This window comes from Mannheimia cairinae, from assembly GCF_028649535.1.
Classification (GTDB): domain Bacteria; phylum Pseudomonadota; class Gammaproteobacteria; order Enterobacterales; family Pasteurellaceae; genus Mannheimia; species Mannheimia cairinae.
Map to the genome: position 1 here is coordinate 305,698 of NZ_JAQSJE010000009.1, position 18,389 is coordinate 324,086.

Genomic DNA, 18,389 nt, shown 5'->3' on the forward strand with positions numbered 1-18,389 from the left:
ACAATTTTAATATACCTCTTGCCTTATTATTTTTATCACAATAGAATAAAAACAATTTTTTATTTAAGACTCCGAGCATTATTTCCTAACTCTAAAAATTAAAGACAAATTTTCGATATGGAATTTATGCCAGTAACAGTTTTATAAACTGTTCAAAGGATAATTTAGAAATGAGTTATCCTCTCGTGTTTAGAAAGGTGTCAAATGCAATCTATTATCCCAATTAAAAATGTGGGTGATGATATTGTTTCTGGGCTTGTTGATCGTTTTCAGCGTCAATATACCTATTTACGATTATCAATTACCGATGTTTGTAATTTCCGTTGTAATTACTGTTTGCCCGATGGCTATCGACCGCCTTCGCACAAGCAGACATTTCTAAAAGTTGATGAAATTCAACGCATTGCTAAAGCATTCGCTAATTTAGGCACAGAAAAGATCCGTATTACCGGCGGAGAGCCTACTCTGCGTAAAGATTTCCTTGAAATTGCACATACCATTTCCCAAACGCAAGGTATTCGTAAAGTGGCTTTAACCACTAATGGCTACCGTATGGAGCGAGATGTCGAACTCTGGCAACAAGCTGGGATCACAAATATTAACGTGAGTGTGGATAGCCTTGATACTCGCCAATTCCAGCTCATCACAGGCGAAAACAAACTGCAATCTATTCTAAAAGGTATTGATAAAGCCTTTGAAATCGGCTACGAAAAAATAAAAGTCAATGCGGTATTGATGAAACAATACACCGCCCCAGAGCTAGATAAATTCCTTGCTTGGATTAAAGATAAACCAATTCAAATGCGTTTTATCGAGCTGATGGAAACAGGCGAAATGGATGAGTTTTTTAAAGCTCAACATCTTTCTGGGCAGTCTGTGATGGAACGTTTAATCCGAGAAGGCTGGCAACTACAGCCGAAAGCTTTATCCGATGGGCCGGCAAAAGTGCTTTCACACCCAGATTATAAAGGCGAAATCGGCTTAATTATGCCTTATGAAAAGAATTTCTGTGCCTCTTGTAATCGCCTACGGGTTTCCGCCTTAGGCAAACTTCATCTTTGTTTATTTGGCGAAGAAGGGATTGATATCCGAGATTTACTTGAGCGAGATGACCAACAATTTCAACTCGAGGCAAGATTAAAATCCGCTTTACAAGGTAAACGTGAGCATCACTATTTGCATATTGGGGATAGTGGTGTGAGAAATAATTTAGCAAGTATTGGTGGTTAAACGACCACCAAGCGTTTTGATTATGTTACTTTTCTTTGCTTCGCCAAAGAAAAGTAACCAAAAGAAAGGCGACCCCAAATTTTCCTTATTCCTCCGTTTGTTGCTAACTTTTGGGACTAACTTTTCAAACTCGCTTGCTATGCAAGCTCAAACAAGAAAAGTTGTCCTCAAAAGTTTACGCAACCACTACGGCGGAAAATAGGGGCAAATGGCATATCATTTAAGATTGTGCAAATTTTTGAATAAAAATGACCGCTTGATATTGCCCTATTGGGTTCCCTTCTGAACCGCCTGAGCGTCTTTGAATTTGTAGAAAAAATTTAGTGTCTGAGCCAACAACGTTGGCGAGTTTTAAATTTTTTTGTTAAGCAAATTCAAATAAAGCGAAGAATAGCGGTGAAGTAGGGTGTGCTTTCTTTGGTTACTTTCTTTGCACAAGCAAAGAAAGTAACAAGAATTTAGTAAAATTAAAAGAGAAAAAACAATGACCAACTTCACCCACATCAACCAAAATGGCGAAGCCAATATGGTTGATGTTTCAATGAAACAAGAAACGGTACGAGTAGCTCGTGCCGAAGCATTTGTCAGAATGAATGCAGAAACCTTGCAAATGATCGTTAATGGAAATCATCACAAAGGTGATGTCTTTGCCACTGCTCGCATTGCTGGTATTCAAGCAGCGAAAAGAACCTGGGAGCTTATTCCGCTTTGCCACCCTTTGCTGCTTTCTAAAGTAGAAGTTCAACTTGAGGCATTACCCGAAACTAACCAAGTGCGTATTGAATCACTCTGTAAACTCACAGGTAAAACAGGGGTGGAAATGGAAGCTTTAACGGCAGCCAGCGTTGCCGCACTCACAATTTACGATATGTGTAAGGCTGTACAAAAAGATATGGTTATTGAGAATGTAAGATTGTTGCATAAAAGCGGCGGTAAATCAGGAGATTTCAACGTTGATTAAAGTATTATTTTTCGCCCAAGTGCGTGAGCTTGTGGCAACAGATATGTTAGAGGTAGAGGCAACATTTGCAACCGCCGATGAGTTGCGTGAGCATTTAAGCCAACAGGGTAAAAAATGGCAACTGGCACTGGAAAAAGGCAAATTATTGGTAGCAATCAATCAAACAATTTCCCCTCTTGAAACTGAAATTAAAGATGGCGATGAAGTCGCCTTTTTCCCACCGGTAACTGGGGGTTAAAATGAACTCTACCGTTATTGAAGTACAAGAAGCGGAATTTGACCAAAACCAGATTTACCGCTGGTTAAGCGAACACCACAGCGTAGGGGCAACCACGCTTTTTATCGGTAAAGTGCGTGAAATGAATTTAGGCGATAATGTATCGGGCTTATACCTTGAACACTACCCTGCAATGACGAAAAAAGCCTTGCAAGAAATTGTTGATGAAGCACGTAGCCGCTGGGATTTACAACGTGTTGCCGTTATCCATCGCATCGGGCAACTCAATACGGGCGATGAAATTGTGCTAGTGGGTGTAAGTTCTGCCCACCGTGGTGATGCCTACCACGCAAATGAATTTATTATGGATTATTTAAAAACCAAAGCTCCTTTTTGGAAGCGTGAACAAACACAAGATGGCGAACGCTGGATTGAAGGGCGTGAGAGCGACCAACAAGAAGCCCAAAAATGGAAATAATCTAGTAAATCTCCCCTAGCCCCTCTTTTTAAGGAGGGGAATTTATTAGGTAATAACGATTAAAAGAGAAGAAATAGAATGACTGCTCCGATTATTGATTTACAAATTGCCAGTGAAAAGCAAGGTAATCTTCCGACCGTTGAACAATTAACCCATTGGGTACAACGAGCATTAAGCCTTGAAGCTCAAACCGAAGATTTTCCAGAAACAGAAATCACAATCCGTATTGTTGATGAGGCAGAAAGTCACGAATTAAATCTAACTTATCGTGGTAAAGATAAACCAACCAATGTGCTTTCTTTCCCATTTGAAATGCCAGAAGGCATTGAATTACCTTTGTTGGGCGATTTAATTATTTGCCGTCAAGTCGTGGAAAAAGAGGCTCAAGAGCAAGGTATTTCTCTGGAATCTCACTGGGCTCATTTGGCTATTCACGGAACACTGCACCTGCTCGGCTACGACCATATTGAAGAAAATGAAGCGGTTGAGATGGAAAGCCTAGAAACCGAAATTATGCAAAGTTTGGGCTATAAAGATCCGTATATTTCCGAGAAAGAATAATTTACGATGCGCTCGTTAGCTATTATTACTCAATCAAATACCTTCAGCCTTGAAAAACAAGGCTGTTTTTACATTCCTGAAAACAATCATCTAAAAGCCATACCATTTTCTAATGCTAAAAGCCTATTAGGGCGAGAATACCCGTTCGCACTTTATAATATGCAAGCGGAAAATGGGGTAAATTTCAATCTTGAAGCCTTTGCTATTTTGGCTGGTACTATTCAAGAAAATGGCACTTTATTCCTTCTTTGCCCACAGTGGCATAATTTAGAAAACGAGCTAGATTTTGATGCGTTACGTTGGAACTCAAATCAACCGATTTCTAGCCCTCATTTCTACCAATATTTTAAACAATTAGTGAAAAAATTTGGTTTTGAAATTAAGAGTAATTTAACTGAATTACCTACTACAAGCGGTCAAATTCAAGAAAAAGTTTGCAAAATAACTTTAACCGAGCAACAGCAAACTATTTTACAAAAACTACCGCTTGAGCCTGCCGATATTCACTTAATTACCGCTCCTCGGGGGCGTGGCAAATCTACCCTTGCTGGCTGGCTTGCGACAACTCTAGCCAAACAACATAAAATATTGATTACCGCTCGTTCTCAATCCGCTTTACCGAGTTTTTGGCGTTCGGCAGAAGTAGAAATTCCTTTTTTTGCCCCTGATAATTTAATTGAGCAAGTGAAAAACAAGGCTATTTCTCCTCATCAATGGCTTTTTATTGATGAGGCGGCAAGCCTGCCCTTACCAATGCTACATCAGCTTTGCCACTATTTTGATAAAGTGGTTTTAACGACAACAACACAAAATTATGAAGGCACAGGACGTGGGTTTTCCCTTAAATTTTTGCCACAACTTACTCGTTCAAACAAATTATGGCAGCTGACTAAGCCGTTACGTTGGGCAGAAAACGATCCTCTTGAGCAATTTGTAAATAAACTCTTATTGCTTGTTGAAACCGATAGCAAAAGCGAAATAGCTGATTTTTATCAACTGCTCGCCCAAGCCCATTACAAAACCACCGCAACGGATTTACGTCGTTTATTTGATGGCGAAAATCAGGTTTTACATCGTGCTTATGAAAATAAGCAACTGATTGGTGGTATTTGGGCAATGTACGAAGGGGGATTAGACGCAGAACTCACTCAGGCAATCTGGCGAGGCGAACGGCGTCCACAAGGCAGTTTAGTCGCTCAATATCTCTGTTTCCAAGGCAATTTACCGCAAGCCTGTGAATTACATTCACTGCGTATTTCTCGTATTGCCGTTAAGCCTGAATTGCAACATCAAGGCGTTGGCAAGCGGTTGATTTCTCAGTTTATTTTGCAAAATTCGGTAGAAAAACGACCGCTTGATTTTATCTCTGTGAGCTTTGGGCTAACTGCTCCACTCTACGCCTTTTGGCAATCTTGCGGTTTCCGGCTTGTGCAAATCACACCGAATAAAGAAGCAAGTAGCGGTTATCAAAGTGCAATGATGCTTTACCCGGTTTCGGAGCAAGGAAAGCTATTTGCACAGCAGGCAACCCAAGCCTTTGCCAGAGATTTCGCCCTTCAGCCATTTTTCACGGAAATTTATGATGAATTGCAACATTTCAGCCAATTTCAACCGCTTGCGGAATACTGTTTAAGCTCTCGGGACATAAACAATCTAACAGCTTTTGCAGAAGGCAATCGATCATTTTCAGCGGTTTATGTCAGTTTAAAACGGCTTTATTTTGCTTATTCTTCCTTAGAAGAATTTCAAGTTCATAGCAGCAATATTTCAAAAGCGGAAGCTGAAAAATACCGAAAAATCGTTCAAGAATTTCTAAAAACACAAAAGCATTAAAATAATTTATTGATTTAATCAATTTTTTTATGTTTTGCTCTTGCTAATTTTTTCATTTAGCCGTATAAATTCACTGTTTTGTTTTTAATACTTAAGAGGATCACAGATGTCAATGTTTAGTCATATCCAAGCTGCTCCGGCAGACCCAATTTTAGGTTTAGGTGAAGCGTTCAAAGCCGATAATCGTACAGGTAAAATTAACCTTGGAATCGGGGTTTATATGACCGACGAAGGTAAAACCCCTATTGTTAAAGCCGTAAAAGAGGCTGAGAAACGCTTATTAGATAGCGAAATGAGTAAAACTTACTTGACCATTGACGGTGTGCAAAGTTTTAATGCTCAAACACAAGCCTTATTATTTGGCGAAGGGGCTGAAGTGATTACCTCTGGGCGTGCAAAAACGGCTCAAAGTTTAGGCGGAACAGGGGCATTACGTATTGCTGCTGAATTTATTAAGCGTCATACCAGTGCGAAAAATGTGTGGATTTCTACCCCAACGTGGCCAAACCACAATGGTATTTTTGATGCTGTTGGTGTAAATGTTAAAGGCTACCGTTACTACAATAAAGAAACTAACGGATTAGATTGGGATAATTTAATTGCTGATTTAAGCCAAGCAGAAGCCGGCGATGTGGTGTTATTACACGGCTGCTGCCATAACCCAACAGGGATTGACCCAACTCCTGCACAATGGGAGCAATTAGCGGCATTATCTGCAGAAAAAGGCTGGTTACCATTATTTGACTTTGCTTACCAAGGTTTTGCAAATGGTTTAGAAGAAGATGCTTACGGTTTACGTGCATTTGTGAAAAACAACCGTGAATTATTAGTGGCAAGCTCATTCTCTAAAAACTTTGGTTTATACAACGAGCGGGTTGGTGCATTTACCTTAATTGCAGACAATGCTGATGATGCAAACCGTGCATTTACACAAATTAAATCTATTATTCGTGTACTCTACTCTAACCCATCGGCTCACGGTGCCAGTGCGGTTGCCGTTGCTTTGGCAGATCCTACTTTAAAAGCACAATGGATTGAAGAGTTAGACGAAATGCGTAACCGCATTAAAGCTATGCGTACCCAGCTAGTTCAATTATTAAAAGAGAAAGGGGCAACGCAAGACTTCTCATTTATTACCGAACAAAACGGTATGTTCTCATTTAGTGGTTTAAGCCCAGAGCAAGTAGATAGATTAAAAGATGAGTTTGCGATTTATGCAGTACGTTCAGGTCGTATCAATGTAGCCGGTATTACTAGCGAAAATATCGAAAGATTAGCCGATGCGATTGTGAAAGTGCTTTAACTCCAAATAGCCAAGTATGAAAATGCCAGCGAAAATGCTGGCATTTTTTATCTTTATTTGTAGGTTTTTTATTTTTCCAACCATAGCATAAAATCTGCAACGGTATGGAATGAGCCGAATACAAGCACAATATCTTGTGAAGTTGCTTTTTCAAACAATGTGAGGCTTGCCTCTGGCACGGTTTGGTAGTAACAAGCGGTTGAATTTGGCAAGACTTTTACCAATTTTTCAAACACCATTTCGCTACTTTGCCCTCGCCAGCAATCCAGCCCAGCACAGTACCATTCATCAATAATAGCATTTAGCGGTTCAACAATGCCTGATAAATCCTTATCTTCTAACGCACTAAATACTGCATAAATTTTCTGATTCGGCTGTTTGAACTCAGTTAGCCTATCTGCCAAGTAGCGTGCAGCGTGAGGATTATGTCCAACATCAATAATCACTTTTGCAAGCGGTCGCTTTTGGCTGAATTTTGCAAAATCTTTGTCCGTTAATTGTTGAAAACGGCCTATCATTTGTGCGTTTTCTAGAGCAAATCGGATGATCTCTTCACTTATCTTAAACGGTAACTGCAATAATGCCGCAATTGCTGTGCCAGCATTAGGCATCGGAATAAGTGGCATAGGCAGATCAATGAAAGATTGTTCGTTGGAATGCCATTGCAATAAATTATGACGAATTTCAATATCCCATTCTTTTCCTCGATAAAAAGCGTGACAATTTAACGATTTAGCAATTTCTTTTATTGAATTAGGGCAATCAGGTTCGCCAATAATCACAGGGATATTTTCTCGGAAAATGCCTGCTTTTTCTCGCCCTATCTCTTCACGGTTATCGCCTAAAAACGAAACGTGATCGATATCAATAGAGGTAATAATCGCAAGGTTTGGGGCGATAATATTTGTGGCATCAAGTCGCCCACCTAAACCGACTTCAAGAATGGCAATATCAACCTTATTTTGCTTAAATAATTCGAGAGCAGAAAGCGTACTAAACTCAAAATAAGTGAGAGAAGCGGTCTTATTTTCGTTAATTTTTGCAAATGATTTTACGTGTTCTGTATCTTCTAATAACTCACCGTTAATTCTTACTCGCTCGTTATAACGAATTAAGTGAGGGGAAGAATATACACCAACACTAAAGCCGGCTTTTAATAAAGCGACTTCAAGCAAACGGCAGGTTGAGCCTTTACCGTTTGTGCCTGCCACAGTAATAACATAAGGTGCAGGAGTTAATAAATCTAACGCTTTTGCAACAGATTTTATACGTGCTAAGCCCATATCAATAGGCTTTGAATGAGCTTGCTCTAAATAGGAAAGCCACGTTTCCAAAGAATCCGTGGCTTTAGGAGTAATTAATGTATTCATTAGATGTTCAATTATGCTTGCTCAGTTTGCTCAACATCTTCAACCACTAACTCTGCAACTTTAAATGGTGTTGGTTGATTAGTTAATTTGGCACAAACACGAGCTAACGTATCACGCATCTCTTTACGAGGAACGATCATATCAATCGCACCGTGTTCTAATAAGAATTCGGCTCGCTGGAAGCCTTCCGGTAATTTTTCACGTACGGTTTGTTCAATAACACGAGGGCCGGCAAAACCGATTAAGGCTTTAGGTTCAGCGATATTGATATCGCCTAACATTGCAAGACTTGCAGAAACACCACCTAAAGTTGGGTCTGTTAATACCGAAATAAACGGCACACCCTGCTCTTTCATTTTAGCCAATACCGCACTGGTTTTTGCCATTTGCATTAGTGAGAATAATGCCTCTTGCATACGAGCCCCGCCAGATGCTGAAAAACAGATAAATGGAATTTTTTCTGCTAAGGCTTTTTCTGCTGCTTTAACAAATTTTGCCCCAACAACAGAACCCATAGAACCGCCCATAAATTCAAAGTTAAATGAGGCAGTTACCACAGGCATATCATATAATTTACCTGCTAAGACGATGAAAGAATCTTTCTCGCCCGTTTGTTTTTGAGCGGCACTTAAACGATCCTTATATTTTTTTAGATCTTTAAATTTTAATACATCTTGTGGTTCTAAGTCTGCGGCAATTTCAACTGCACTGTCTTTATCCAATAAATTTAATAAACGAGTACGTGCATCAATACGCATATGATGATCACATTTTGGACATACATACTGATTGCGTTGTAATTCTTCACTATATAATACTTGTTCACAACTTGTACATTTTGTCCAAACACCTTCTGGTACTTTAGATTTTGTACTACTTGATGAGGATGAATCTCTACCTAAAATTCTTTCTAACCAGCTCATTTTTCTTCCTTTGGGATTGAGTATGGGATAACAAATTCTTGCTATTAAAGCATAATTTACCTGCTTTGGATATGTTTTATTGACATATCAGATCTCTAAGCGTGTGTATATGTTCGATAAAAAAATGCAATCAAGAGAATGACTAACATTACCACAATTTGAATTAAACGTTTTTTGGTTAATTTTTCTGCTGCCATTTTCACACCTTCTTGATTAAAACGGCTTATTATAAGCAAAATGCGGTTTATATGCTAGAATTTGCAAAATTTCCTCAAAAAATCACCGCTTGTAAAAGGATAAAATATGGCAACGATTGAACAATTTCTTGAAGTAGTGAACCAACTTCGCCACCCCAAACACGGTTGCCCGTGGGATTTAAAACAAGATTTCGACTCAATGTTACCGCATTTATTAGAAGAAACTTATGAAGTGGCTGAAGCTATTCATACGAAAGATCGCTCAGCATTAAGAGAAGAACTAGGCGATTTATTACTTCAAGTGGCATTTTTAAGCCAATTAGCCAAAGAAGAAGGTTCCTTCACCTTTGATGATGTTGTCAGTGACATTCACGATAAACTCATTTACCGCCACCCTCACGTATTTGGCGATGTAAAAGCGGAAAATAGTGAAGAGGCATTAAAAAGTTGGGAAGCCCAAAAAGCGAATGATGCCAAACATCAACAGCACAATTCTATTTTAGACGACCTCCCTTTTGCTCTTCCAGCCTTAACTCGAGCGAATAAATTACAAAAGCGTTGTGCAAAAGTCGGCTTTGATTGGGATAATCCCGAAGGTGTCTTAGCAAAAGTAGAAGAAGAATTGGACGAAGTGAAAGCAGAAATGGCTCAATATCCTACACGTAAAGCAGAACTTGCGGAAGAATTAGGGGATTTGCTGTTTGCAACGGTCAATTTATGTCGCCATTACCAAACCGATGCGGAAGAAAACTTACGCAATGCCAACTTAAAATTTGAGAAACGTTTTAGAAAAGTCGAACAAGCGGTTAAAGATGCGGGGAAATCAGTAAATGATTGTTCCCTTGTCGAATTAGATGCTATTTGGGCACAAATAAAAACAGTAGAATAATGAATTAAGGTTGATATATAATCGAAAAATTCAAATTTATATGTCACTTCAAAACGGCAATACTTTATTATATAGGAATTTATTATGTCAAAAATCTTATTAATAGATGATGATATTGAGTTCACGGACTTGCTGACTGAATTACTTACTTTAAAAGGGTTTCAGATAACTGTAGCCCATAATGGACAAGAAGGATTAAACGAGCTAGGGGCAAATCATTATGATTTAGTGTTATTAGATGTAATGATGCCTATTATGAATGGAACTGAAACGTTAAAAAAATTAAGAGAACTATATTCTATTCCTGTTTTAATGCTAAGTGCCAGAGACGAGCATATTGACCGTATTTTAGGGCTTGAACTAGGTGCAGATGATTACTTACCTAAGCCATTTAATGATAGGGAGCTTATCGCTAGAATCAAAGCAATTCTACGTAGAGCCGCTACTCAGCCCGTATTAATACAAGATGAAGAATCTAGCTTCTCTCCACAAAATGAAGAAACTGAAGATAATTTATCAACAACCTTACAATTTAGTGGCCTAACTCTATATAGTGGACGCCAGCAGGTTGTTTATGAAGGCGAAGTATTAGATTTAACGGGCACCGAATTTTCTCTATTACACATTTTAATGCGTCATCCTGGAGAAGTATTATCTAGGGAACGTCTAAGTATGGAAATCTTAGGTAAATATTTAACACCTTATGATAGAGCTATTGATATGCACATCTCAAACCTTCGTAAAAAACTGCCACCAAGAGAAGATAATCTACCTTGGTTTAAAACATTACGAGGTAGGGGCTATTTATTAGTCACAGAAGAATAACTCTTTATTAAAATCCCTTCCTCACAACTAGGGATTTTAATATTTTTAATAACAAATTATGCCAAATCAACTCAAAAAACGCTTAATACCACGAAAACGTCTTGCATATAAATTAGTTACTTATTATGGCTTTTTATTGATATTACTATCAACAATAGCTTCTAATTTCTCTAAATTTGATGCAAGAGAATTTTCACCAATTTCGTTAAAAGAGCAAATCTTTTTCCAAAATGAAAGCCTACAAACCGAACAGACTTTAGATCTTGATGAAATCTTTGAGCGAAATTTATCTGTCGAAACAGCTAATGGCTTTGATGTTATTCTTGAAGATAAAAACTCAGGCATTTTAAGCGGAATAAACCAAAGTAACCTACGAGTATTACAAACCTTTATTTATCAATCTAGAGGTACTGAAGAGCCGTTACAACGTCGCTTTGAAAATAGCGAAGTCTATGGCCCATTTATGGTTAAATCTTCTGATAATACCTATAACCAATACTTTATCAAGGCGGTTGATGCACAGGAAGAATGGCTTAATATGATCCTAGACTCCTCATTTGTAATGATTGCCTTTCTAATGTTGATTGGTGCTCCCTTTTTATTCTGGCTATCATTTAAAATCACAAAACCGGTAAGAGAGCTTGCTATTACCGCAAATACCATTGCATCAGGTAATTTAGTAGTAAATCCAAAGCTTGAGACAGAAGGGATTTATGAAATTCGAGAAGTAGGCCGAAGCTTTAACCATATGGTAACAAGTTTACAGGAATTAACTCGCCAACAGCAGAGAATGATTTCTGATATTTCGCACGAATTAAAAACACCTTTAGCAAGATTACAACTAGCACTCGCCCTTTTACGTCGTAAGACTGGCGAAACAAATGAAATAAAACGCATTGAAAATGAAGTGCATAAATTAGATAAAATGATTCAGGATCTTCTTGCTATCTCTCGTCAGCAACTAAGTTACCAGATGAATAAATGTATCTTCCCTATTAATGAAATTTGGAGCCATATTATTGATGATGCTAAATTTGAAACATCTCAAAAAAATATTTTACTTATCGTCAATCAAAATATAAAAGAACCAGAAAATTATTTTATTAATGGTAATTTAGATACTTTAGCCAGTGCATTAGAAAATTTAATTCGCAATGGGCAAAAATATGCACGAAAAAGATTATACATTTCAATGAATCTTGAAGATGAAACATTAATAATGACCGTTGAAGATGATGGAGATGGTGTTCCTGAACTGGAATATGACAATATTTTTAAACCTTTTTACCGTTTAGATGAAGCAAGAGCGAGAGAAACAGGTGGAACAGGACTAGGGCTTGCTATTGTACATAATGCAATTCAGCAACATAAAGGAAATATTGCCGTAGAAAAAAGTAAGCTTGGTGGACTAAAAGTTGAATTACGTATTCCGCTTTGGACACAAGAAATAATCTAACGTTGCTGAAACTTATGAAGCCTTAATTCAAAACGGAAAATAACCTCTTGTTTATGAAATTAATTGAAATTGAAAAACTAAATAAATATTTTGGCTCGGGTGAAAACCGAGCTCATATCTTAAAAGATATTGATCTTACTATTGAACAAGGTGATTTTGTTGCCATTATTGGTGCATCTGGTTCAGGTAAATCTACCCTAATGAACATAATTGGTTGTTTAGATACGGCAAGTTCGGGCATTTGTCGCATTGATGGTAAAGAAACGCAACAAATGACTGCTGATGAGCTTTCCGATTTACGCCAACGAAAATTTGGCTTTATTTTCCAACGCTATAACTTGCTTTCTGCTCTATCTGCCAATGAAAATGTGGCTTTGCCTGCTATTTATGCAGGAATGGATAGTTCTTCACGTAAAAAGCGAGCTGATGAATTACTCGATAAACTAGGACTTGCCGATAAAACCCCAAATCGACCAAATGAATTATCTGGTGGCCAACAACAACGTGTCAGTATTGCTCGAGCATTAATGAATGGTGGCGAAATTATTCTAGCCGATGAACCAACCGGGGCTTTAGATTCTAAAAGTGGCGATACTGTTCTGGAGATATTAGAAGATCTTCATCAAGAAGGTCATACTATTATTATGGTTACCCACGACCCGAATATTGCTGCCAAAGCCAGCCGTATTATTGAAATTAAAGATGGCGAAATTGTGCGTGATGAACGCCAAAAAGCTTACTCTACCGATTTAAAACTTACAAAAACAGCACATCAAAAACCCCGTTTTTTTGACCAACTTATAGAGTCTTTTAAAATGGCCATTAGTGCCGTGATGGATCACAAAATGCGAGCAATATTGACAATGCTCGGTATTATTATTGGCATTGCCTCGGTTATTTCTGTCGTTGCTCTCGGGCGGGGGTCGCAAGAGCGTATTTTATCGAATATCAATAGCTTAGGCACAAATACAATGGATATTTATAATGGTACTGGTTTTGGCGATAGACGGGCAAACCTCACTAAGAACTTAACGATTAGCGATGCGGCCGCACTAGCTCAACAAAATTATGTCGAAAGTACGACGCCTTCTAGCAATATAAGTACAACGCTTATTTACGGTAATTCTGCTGTAACGGCTTCTGTACGAGGTGTGGGGGAGCAATATATAGATGTAAAAGGATTAAAATTGCTCTCTGGACGTTTTTTCACTGATGAAGAAGTCAAACGTGTAGCTCAGGTTATCGTCATAGATCCTAATACCAAAAAAGATTTAGGCTTAAATGAACCTGTTGAAGGGCAAATTATTTTAGTCGATAAAAAACCACTACGTATTATTGGTGTTGCCCAACAATCAAATAATATGAACCAAAGCAGTTTAACGCTTTGGGCCCCTTATACCACTATTATGCAACGTATTTCTGGTGCAAAACAGATTGATGCTTTAACCGTTAAAATTAAAGATAATGTAGAAAGTCAAACTGCCGAAAAAAGTATTACCGAGTTACTTATTGCAAGACACGGCAAAAAAGACTTTTTTATTATGAACAGCGACACCATCAAACAGACAATAACCAGTACCACTAATACAATGACGCTACTCATCTCTTCTATTGCTTTAATTTCTCTTATTGTAGGTGGCATTGGGGTGATGAATATTATGCTTGTTTCTGTCACAGAGAGGACTAAAGAAATTGGTGTTAGAATGGCCATTGGTGCAAAACAACGAAATATATTGCAACAATTTCTGATTGAAGCAATGTTCATCTGTTTAATTGGTGGTCTTATCGGTATTCTATTAGCAGGTGCTATTATTACCGCATTTAATACCCTAGGTTCAGATTTTAAAATGGTACTATCGCCTGAATCTGTTGTTGTGGCAGTAGTTTGCTCAACATTAATTGGTATTGTTTTTGGGTATGTTCCTGCTCGAAATGCTTCAAAATTAAACCCAATTACAGCTCTAGCCCAAGAATAATAGTCAGTGCTAATGTTTCAAATTAAATAATATTACAAGCGGTAAATTTTTAATTAAATTTTACCGCTTATCTTTAAAAAAGATAATAAGGAGACAATATGTCAGTCACTAATTTAGAATTAGAAAAAATTATTGATACGAAGCTCAATAGTCAAGCGATTAGCGATTATGCCCCAAACGGCTTACAAGTCGAAGGCAAAAGAGAGATCCAAAAAATTATCACTGGTGTTACCGCAACATTGCCTCTTATTGAACAAGCGATTGAAAAAAATGCCGATGCCATCTTAGTTCATCACGGCTATTTTTGGAAAAGCGAAAACCCTTGCATTCGAGGAATGAAAGGCAAAAGAATTAAACAATTATTAACCAATGATATCAATCTTTTTGGTTACCACTTACCCTTGGATATTCATCCAGAACTTGGTAATAACGCACAATTAGCTAAAAATCTAGGCATTATTAATCTACAAGGTTTAGAAGAAAAACCAAACTCCATTCCTATGTATGGTGAGTTTGAAACTCCGATTTCTGCAGAAGAACTTGCTCAGCGAATTCAAAATGTGCTAAATCGCAAGCCAACATTATGCGGAGACTTCCACTCTGCTTACCCACAAAAGCTTATTAAAACGATAGGAATCTGCACAGGTGGCGGGCAAGGTTACATTGATTTAGCCGCCAGCAAAGGATTAGACGCTTTTATTTCAGGTGAAATTTCAGAGCAAACAACCCACTCTGCTCGTGAACAAGGCATTTATTATTTTGCTTGCGGGCATCACGCAACAGAACGAGACGGCATAAAAACATTAGGCGAATGGCTAGCTCGAGAGTATGGCTTAGATGTAGAGTTTATTGATATTGATAACCCTGCCTAATTAAGCAACGGTGGTATTTTTAACTATTCTACTCTGTTATTTCAGCATATAATCGCCGTATCAAAAAGGAGGATTTATGGAACAAATTGAACGCTTATTTGCCAACAACCACGCTTGGGCAACCAAGATGAAAGACGAGCAATCCAATTACTTTAAAGAACTCGCTGAACATCAAAAACCAACATATTTATGGATTGGTTGTTCTGACAGTCGTGTACCTGCAGAAAAGCTAACAGGCTTAGGGCCTGGCGAGTTATTCGTGCATAGAAATGTAGCAAATATGGTTATTCATACTGATCTAAACTGTTTATCAGTAGTGCAATATGCGGTCGATGTATTAGATATTGAACACATCATTATTTGTGGCCACACAAATTGTGGTGGTATTAATGCAGCAATGGCTCAAAAAGAGTTAGGGTTAATTAATAACTGGCTATTACATATTCGAGATATTTGGTTTAAGCATAGCCATTTATTAGGCAATTTACCCTACGAAGAACGCTCAAATGTACTTACTCGCCTTAATGTTGCTGAACAAGTATATAATTTAGGTCGTTCATCTATTGTTAAATCCGCTTGGGAAAGAGGAAAAAAACTTTCATTACACGGTTGGGTATATGATGTTAAAGATGGCTTTTTAAATGATCAAGGAGTGATTGCAACAAGCAAAGAAACCTTAGAAATTACTTACCGAAATGCTATCGCTAAAATTACGACAGATGCAAATGAGAAACTTGAATCTATAGAAAATAATTAACTGCTACAAGCGGCTATTTTTGACTCACTTTTTGCAAGTAAAAATGAAAAATAGCCGTTTTTAGTTCTCATTTTTCGCTCACATCAAAAAAGTTTTTAATTTTGCAAAAAGTATAAAATATAGATTTTATTGTTTAAATCACTGATGTGATCAGTATTATCTTTATTAAAGTTTGCATTTTAAAGATTAAAAAGAATTTAAAACTACATTTTTACACTAACACGCCTCAAATAATATCTAGACAGTCTCTCTTTTTTACTGCACAATCCATTTATATTAAAAAGCAAACATAGCATTTATTTTGTTGGAGGATTCAATGAAAAAACTTTCCGGTGCAGAAATGATTGTGCAATCCTTAAAGGATGAAGGCGTTGAATACGTTTTTGGTTATCCTGGTGGTTCTGTACTTGATATTTATGATGCCATTCACACGCTTGGCTTAAATCACGTACTTGTTCGTCACGAACAAGCAGCCGTTCATATGGCTGATGGTTATGCACGCTCTACAGGTAAAGTCGGTTGCGTACTGGTTACCTCAGGCCCTGGGGCAACAAATACCATTACTGGAATTTTAACAGCTTATACCGATTCAGTACCTTTAGTTATTTTATCTGGTCAAGTGCCGTCTAGCCTAATTGGTAGCGATGCCTTCCAAGAATGCGATATGATTGGTATTTCTCGCCCAGTAGTGAAACATAGTTTTTTGGTGAAAAATACGGAAGAAATTCCAGAAATCATCAAAAAAGCATTCTATATTGCTTCAACAGGCCGCCCTGGCCCAGTAGTGATTGATATTCCAAAAGATGTTGTGAATCCTTTAAATAAATACCCTTATACTTACCCTACGGATATTTCTATGCGTTCATATAATCCAACGGTGCAAGGGCATAAAGGTCAGATCAAAAAAGCCCTTAAAGCTTTATTAACCGCTAAACGTCCAGTCCTTTATATTGGTGGCGGTGTAATTAGTGCAGAATGTTCTGCAGAAGTTGTTGAGTTTGCACAAAAATTAAATCTTCCGGTTACATCATCACTAATGGGGCTTGGTGCCTACCCTGCTTCGGATAAGCAATTCTTAGGTATGCTTGGTATGCACGGTACTTTTGAAGCGAATAATACAATGCACGAAAGTGATTTAATTTTAGGTATCGGGGTTCGTTTTGATGATCGTACAACAAATAATTTAGCTAAGTACTGCCCTCACGCTAAAGTTATCCATATTGATATTGACCCAGCTTCAATTTCAAAAACGGTTCCTGCATATATTCCTATTGTAGGTAGTGCAAAAAATGTATTAGATGAATTTCTTTCTTTATTAAGTGAAGAGAATCTTGCAAAAAGCCAAACAGATTTGACCGCTTGGTGGAAACAAATTGATGGTTGGAAAGCTCGAAATTGCCTTGCATTTGAGGAAAGTAATGATGTCATTAAACCTCAACAAGTTATTAAGATGATTCACAAACTTACCAATGGCGATGCTTATGTTGCGTCTGATGTAGGGCAACACCAAATGTTTGCAGCATTACATTATGGTTTTGATAAACCTCGTCGCTGGATTAACTCTGGTGGTGCTGGCACAATGGGCTTTGGCTTACCTGCGGCAATGGGGGTAAAATTTGCACACCCTGATGCTACTGTTGTTTGTGTAACGGGTGATGGCAGTATTCAGATGAATATCCAAGAGCTTTCAACTGCCAAACAATATGATACCCCTGTTGTAATCGTAAGCCTTAATAACCGCTTTTTAGGAATGGTAAAACAGTGGCAAGATATTATTTATTCTGGCCGCCATTCACAGGTATATATGAACTCGCTTCCAAACTTTGCTAAATTAGCGGAAGCTTATGGACACGTAGGTATCCAAATTGACCATCCTTCTGAACTAGAAGCAAAACTAACAGAGGCCTTTTCAATTAAAGATAAATTAGTTTTCGTTGATATTCTTGTTGATGAAACCGAACATGTTTACCCAATGCAGGTACGTGGTGGTGCGATGAATGAAATGATGCTAAGCAAAACGGAGAGAACAGATGCGTAGAACATTAGCCGTATTATTAGAAAATGAATCAGGTGCGTTATCTCGTGTAGTGGCACTTTTCTCACAACGTGGCTTTAATATTGAAAGTTTAACCGTTGCACCAACAGATGATCCTAGCCTTTCTCGTATGACCATTGTTGCACAAGGCGAGGAGCAAGTTTTAGAGCAAATTGAAAAGCAATTACATAAGCTAATTGATGTGTTTAAAGTAAGTAATTTAAGCTCTTGTGAACACGTAGAGCGTGAGGTTTTATTAGTTAAGGTGCGTGCAACCGGCTCTTCTCGTGATGAATTAAAACGTATGGTCGATATTTATCGTGGGCAAATTGTCGATTTAACACCGAAACTTTATACCATCCAGCTATCTGGTTCGACAGAAAAACTCAATGCGTTTATTGAATCTGTAAAAGAAGAAACAACCATTGTAGAAATTGTTCGCTCTGGTGTAATTAGCTTATCTCGTGGCGATAAAAACATTCTGTAAGCGGTCAGATTTCTGATAA

Annotated in this window: 17 protein-coding genes and 1 riboswitch; of the genes, 15 read left to right on the forward strand and 2 right to left on the reverse strand. The window is 37.9% G+C overall.

The window, feature by feature from the left end; all coding sequences use genetic code 11:
* Window positions 1-57 precede the first annotated feature (57 nt).
* A riboswitch (molybdenum cofactor riboswitch) is annotated at window positions 58-216 on the forward strand.
* From moaA to PTQ27_RS10445, 7 genes are all read left to right on the forward strand, one after another.
* Window positions 205-1,230, forward strand: a complete 1,026-nt coding sequence (moaA, locus tag PTQ27_RS10415; protein ID WP_273748738.1) for a GTP 3',8-cyclase MoaA — start codon at window positions 205-207, stop codon at window positions 1,228-1,230. It overlaps the preceding riboswitch by 12 nt.
* Window positions 1,231-1,714: 484 nt before the next feature.
* The gene (moaC, locus tag PTQ27_RS10420) at window positions 1,715-2,191 is read left to right on the forward strand and encodes a cyclic pyranopterin monophosphate synthase MoaC (protein ID WP_273748737.1); all 477 of its coding nucleotides are present in this window, start codon (window positions 1,715-1,717) and stop codon (window positions 2,189-2,191) included.
* Window positions 2,184-2,429: a molybdopterin synthase sulfur carrier subunit gene (moaD, locus tag PTQ27_RS10425; RefSeq protein WP_273748736.1), complete on the forward strand. Its 246-nt coding sequence runs from the start codon at window positions 2,184-2,186 to the stop codon at window positions 2,427-2,429. The genes moaC and moaD overlap by 8 nt, the downstream gene beginning before the upstream one ends.
* 1 nt (window position 2,430) lies before the next feature.
* Complete coding sequence (gene moaE, locus PTQ27_RS10430) at window positions 2,431-2,886, forward strand: molybdopterin synthase catalytic subunit MoaE (protein WP_273748735.1); 456 nt, start codon at window positions 2,431-2,433, stop codon at window positions 2,884-2,886.
* A 78-nt stretch (window positions 2,887-2,964) separates the two neighbouring features.
* Entirely contained in the window at window positions 2,965-3,447 is a 483-nt protein-coding gene (ybeY, locus tag PTQ27_RS10435) for an rRNA maturation RNase YbeY (protein WP_273748734.1), read from the forward strand.
* Between the two features lie 6 nt (window positions 3,448-3,453).
* Entirely contained in the window at window positions 3,454-5,280 is a 1,827-nt protein-coding gene (locus PTQ27_RS10440; protein ID WP_273748733.1) for a tRNA(Met) cytidine acetyltransferase TmcA domain-containing protein, read from the forward strand.
* Window positions 5,281-5,386: 106 nt separating this feature from the next.
* Window positions 5,387-6,583, forward strand: a complete 1,197-nt coding sequence (locus PTQ27_RS10445; RefSeq protein WP_273748732.1) for an amino acid aminotransferase — start codon at window positions 5,387-5,389, stop codon at window positions 6,581-6,583.
* 68 nt (window positions 6,584-6,651) lie between these two features.
* Here the strand turns inward: PTQ27_RS10445 and folC are convergent, their stop codons facing one another.
* Both folC and accD read right to left on the reverse strand, forming a co-directional pair.
* Complete coding sequence (gene folC, locus PTQ27_RS10450) at window positions 6,652-7,953, reverse strand: bifunctional tetrahydrofolate synthase/dihydrofolate synthase (RefSeq protein ID WP_273748731.1); 1,302 nt, start codon at window positions 7,951-7,953, stop codon at window positions 6,652-6,654.
* A gap of 11 nt (window positions 7,954-7,964) precedes the next feature.
* Window positions 7,965-8,876 (reverse strand): acetyl-CoA carboxylase, carboxyltransferase subunit beta, encoded by a 912-nt coding sequence (accD, locus tag PTQ27_RS10455; RefSeq protein WP_273748730.1) that lies wholly within the window; start codon window positions 8,874-8,876, stop codon window positions 7,965-7,967.
* Window positions 8,877-9,179: 303 nt separating this feature from the next.
* On the opposite strand from accD, the gene mazG reads away from it, so the two are divergent.
* The 8 genes from mazG (at window position 9,180) to ilvN (ending at window position 18,370) form a co-directional block, all read left to right on the forward strand.
* Window positions 9,180-9,962: a nucleoside triphosphate pyrophosphohydrolase gene (mazG, locus tag PTQ27_RS10460; RefSeq protein WP_273748729.1), complete on the forward strand. Its 783-nt coding sequence runs from the start codon at window positions 9,180-9,182 to the stop codon at window positions 9,960-9,962.
* Between the two features lie 84 nt (window positions 9,963-10,046).
* Window positions 10,047-10,787: a response regulator gene (locus tag PTQ27_RS10465; protein ID WP_273771137.1), complete on the forward strand. Its 741-nt coding sequence runs from the start codon at window positions 10,047-10,049 to the stop codon at window positions 10,785-10,787.
* Window positions 10,788-10,845: 58 nt separating this feature from the next.
* Window positions 10,846-12,243 carry an envelope stress sensor histidine kinase CpxA gene (cpxA, locus tag PTQ27_RS10470; RefSeq protein WP_273771138.1) on the forward strand — a complete coding sequence of 466 codons (1,398 nt, stop codon included), beginning with the start codon at window positions 10,846-10,848 and terminating at the stop codon, window positions 12,241-12,243.
* 53 nt (window positions 12,244-12,296) lie between these two features.
* Entirely contained in the window at window positions 12,297-14,219 is a 1,923-nt protein-coding gene (locus PTQ27_RS10475; RefSeq protein ID WP_273748726.1) for a MacB family efflux pump subunit, read from the forward strand.
* A 98-nt stretch (window positions 14,220-14,317) separates the two neighbouring features.
* Window positions 14,318-15,091 carry a Nif3-like dinuclear metal center hexameric protein gene (locus tag PTQ27_RS10480; protein ID WP_273748725.1) on the forward strand — a complete coding sequence of 258 codons (774 nt, stop codon included), beginning with the start codon at window positions 14,318-14,320 and terminating at the stop codon, window positions 15,089-15,091.
* A gap of 76 nt (window positions 15,092-15,167) precedes the next feature.
* Window positions 15,168-15,848, forward strand: a complete 681-nt coding sequence (can, locus tag PTQ27_RS10485) for a carbonate dehydratase (protein WP_273748724.1) — start codon at window positions 15,168-15,170, stop codon at window positions 15,846-15,848.
* Between the two features lie 316 nt (window positions 15,849-16,164).
* Window positions 16,165-17,886 (forward strand): acetolactate synthase 3 large subunit, encoded by a 1,722-nt coding sequence (locus tag PTQ27_RS10490; protein WP_273748723.1) that lies wholly within the window; start codon window positions 16,165-16,167, stop codon window positions 17,884-17,886.
* Window positions 17,879-18,370 carry an acetolactate synthase small subunit gene (gene ilvN, locus PTQ27_RS10495; protein ID WP_273748722.1) on the forward strand — a complete coding sequence of 164 codons (492 nt, stop codon included), beginning with the start codon at window positions 17,879-17,881 and terminating at the stop codon, window positions 18,368-18,370. The genes PTQ27_RS10490 and ilvN overlap by 8 nt, the downstream gene beginning before the upstream one ends.
* Window positions 18,371-18,389 lie beyond the last annotated feature (19 nt).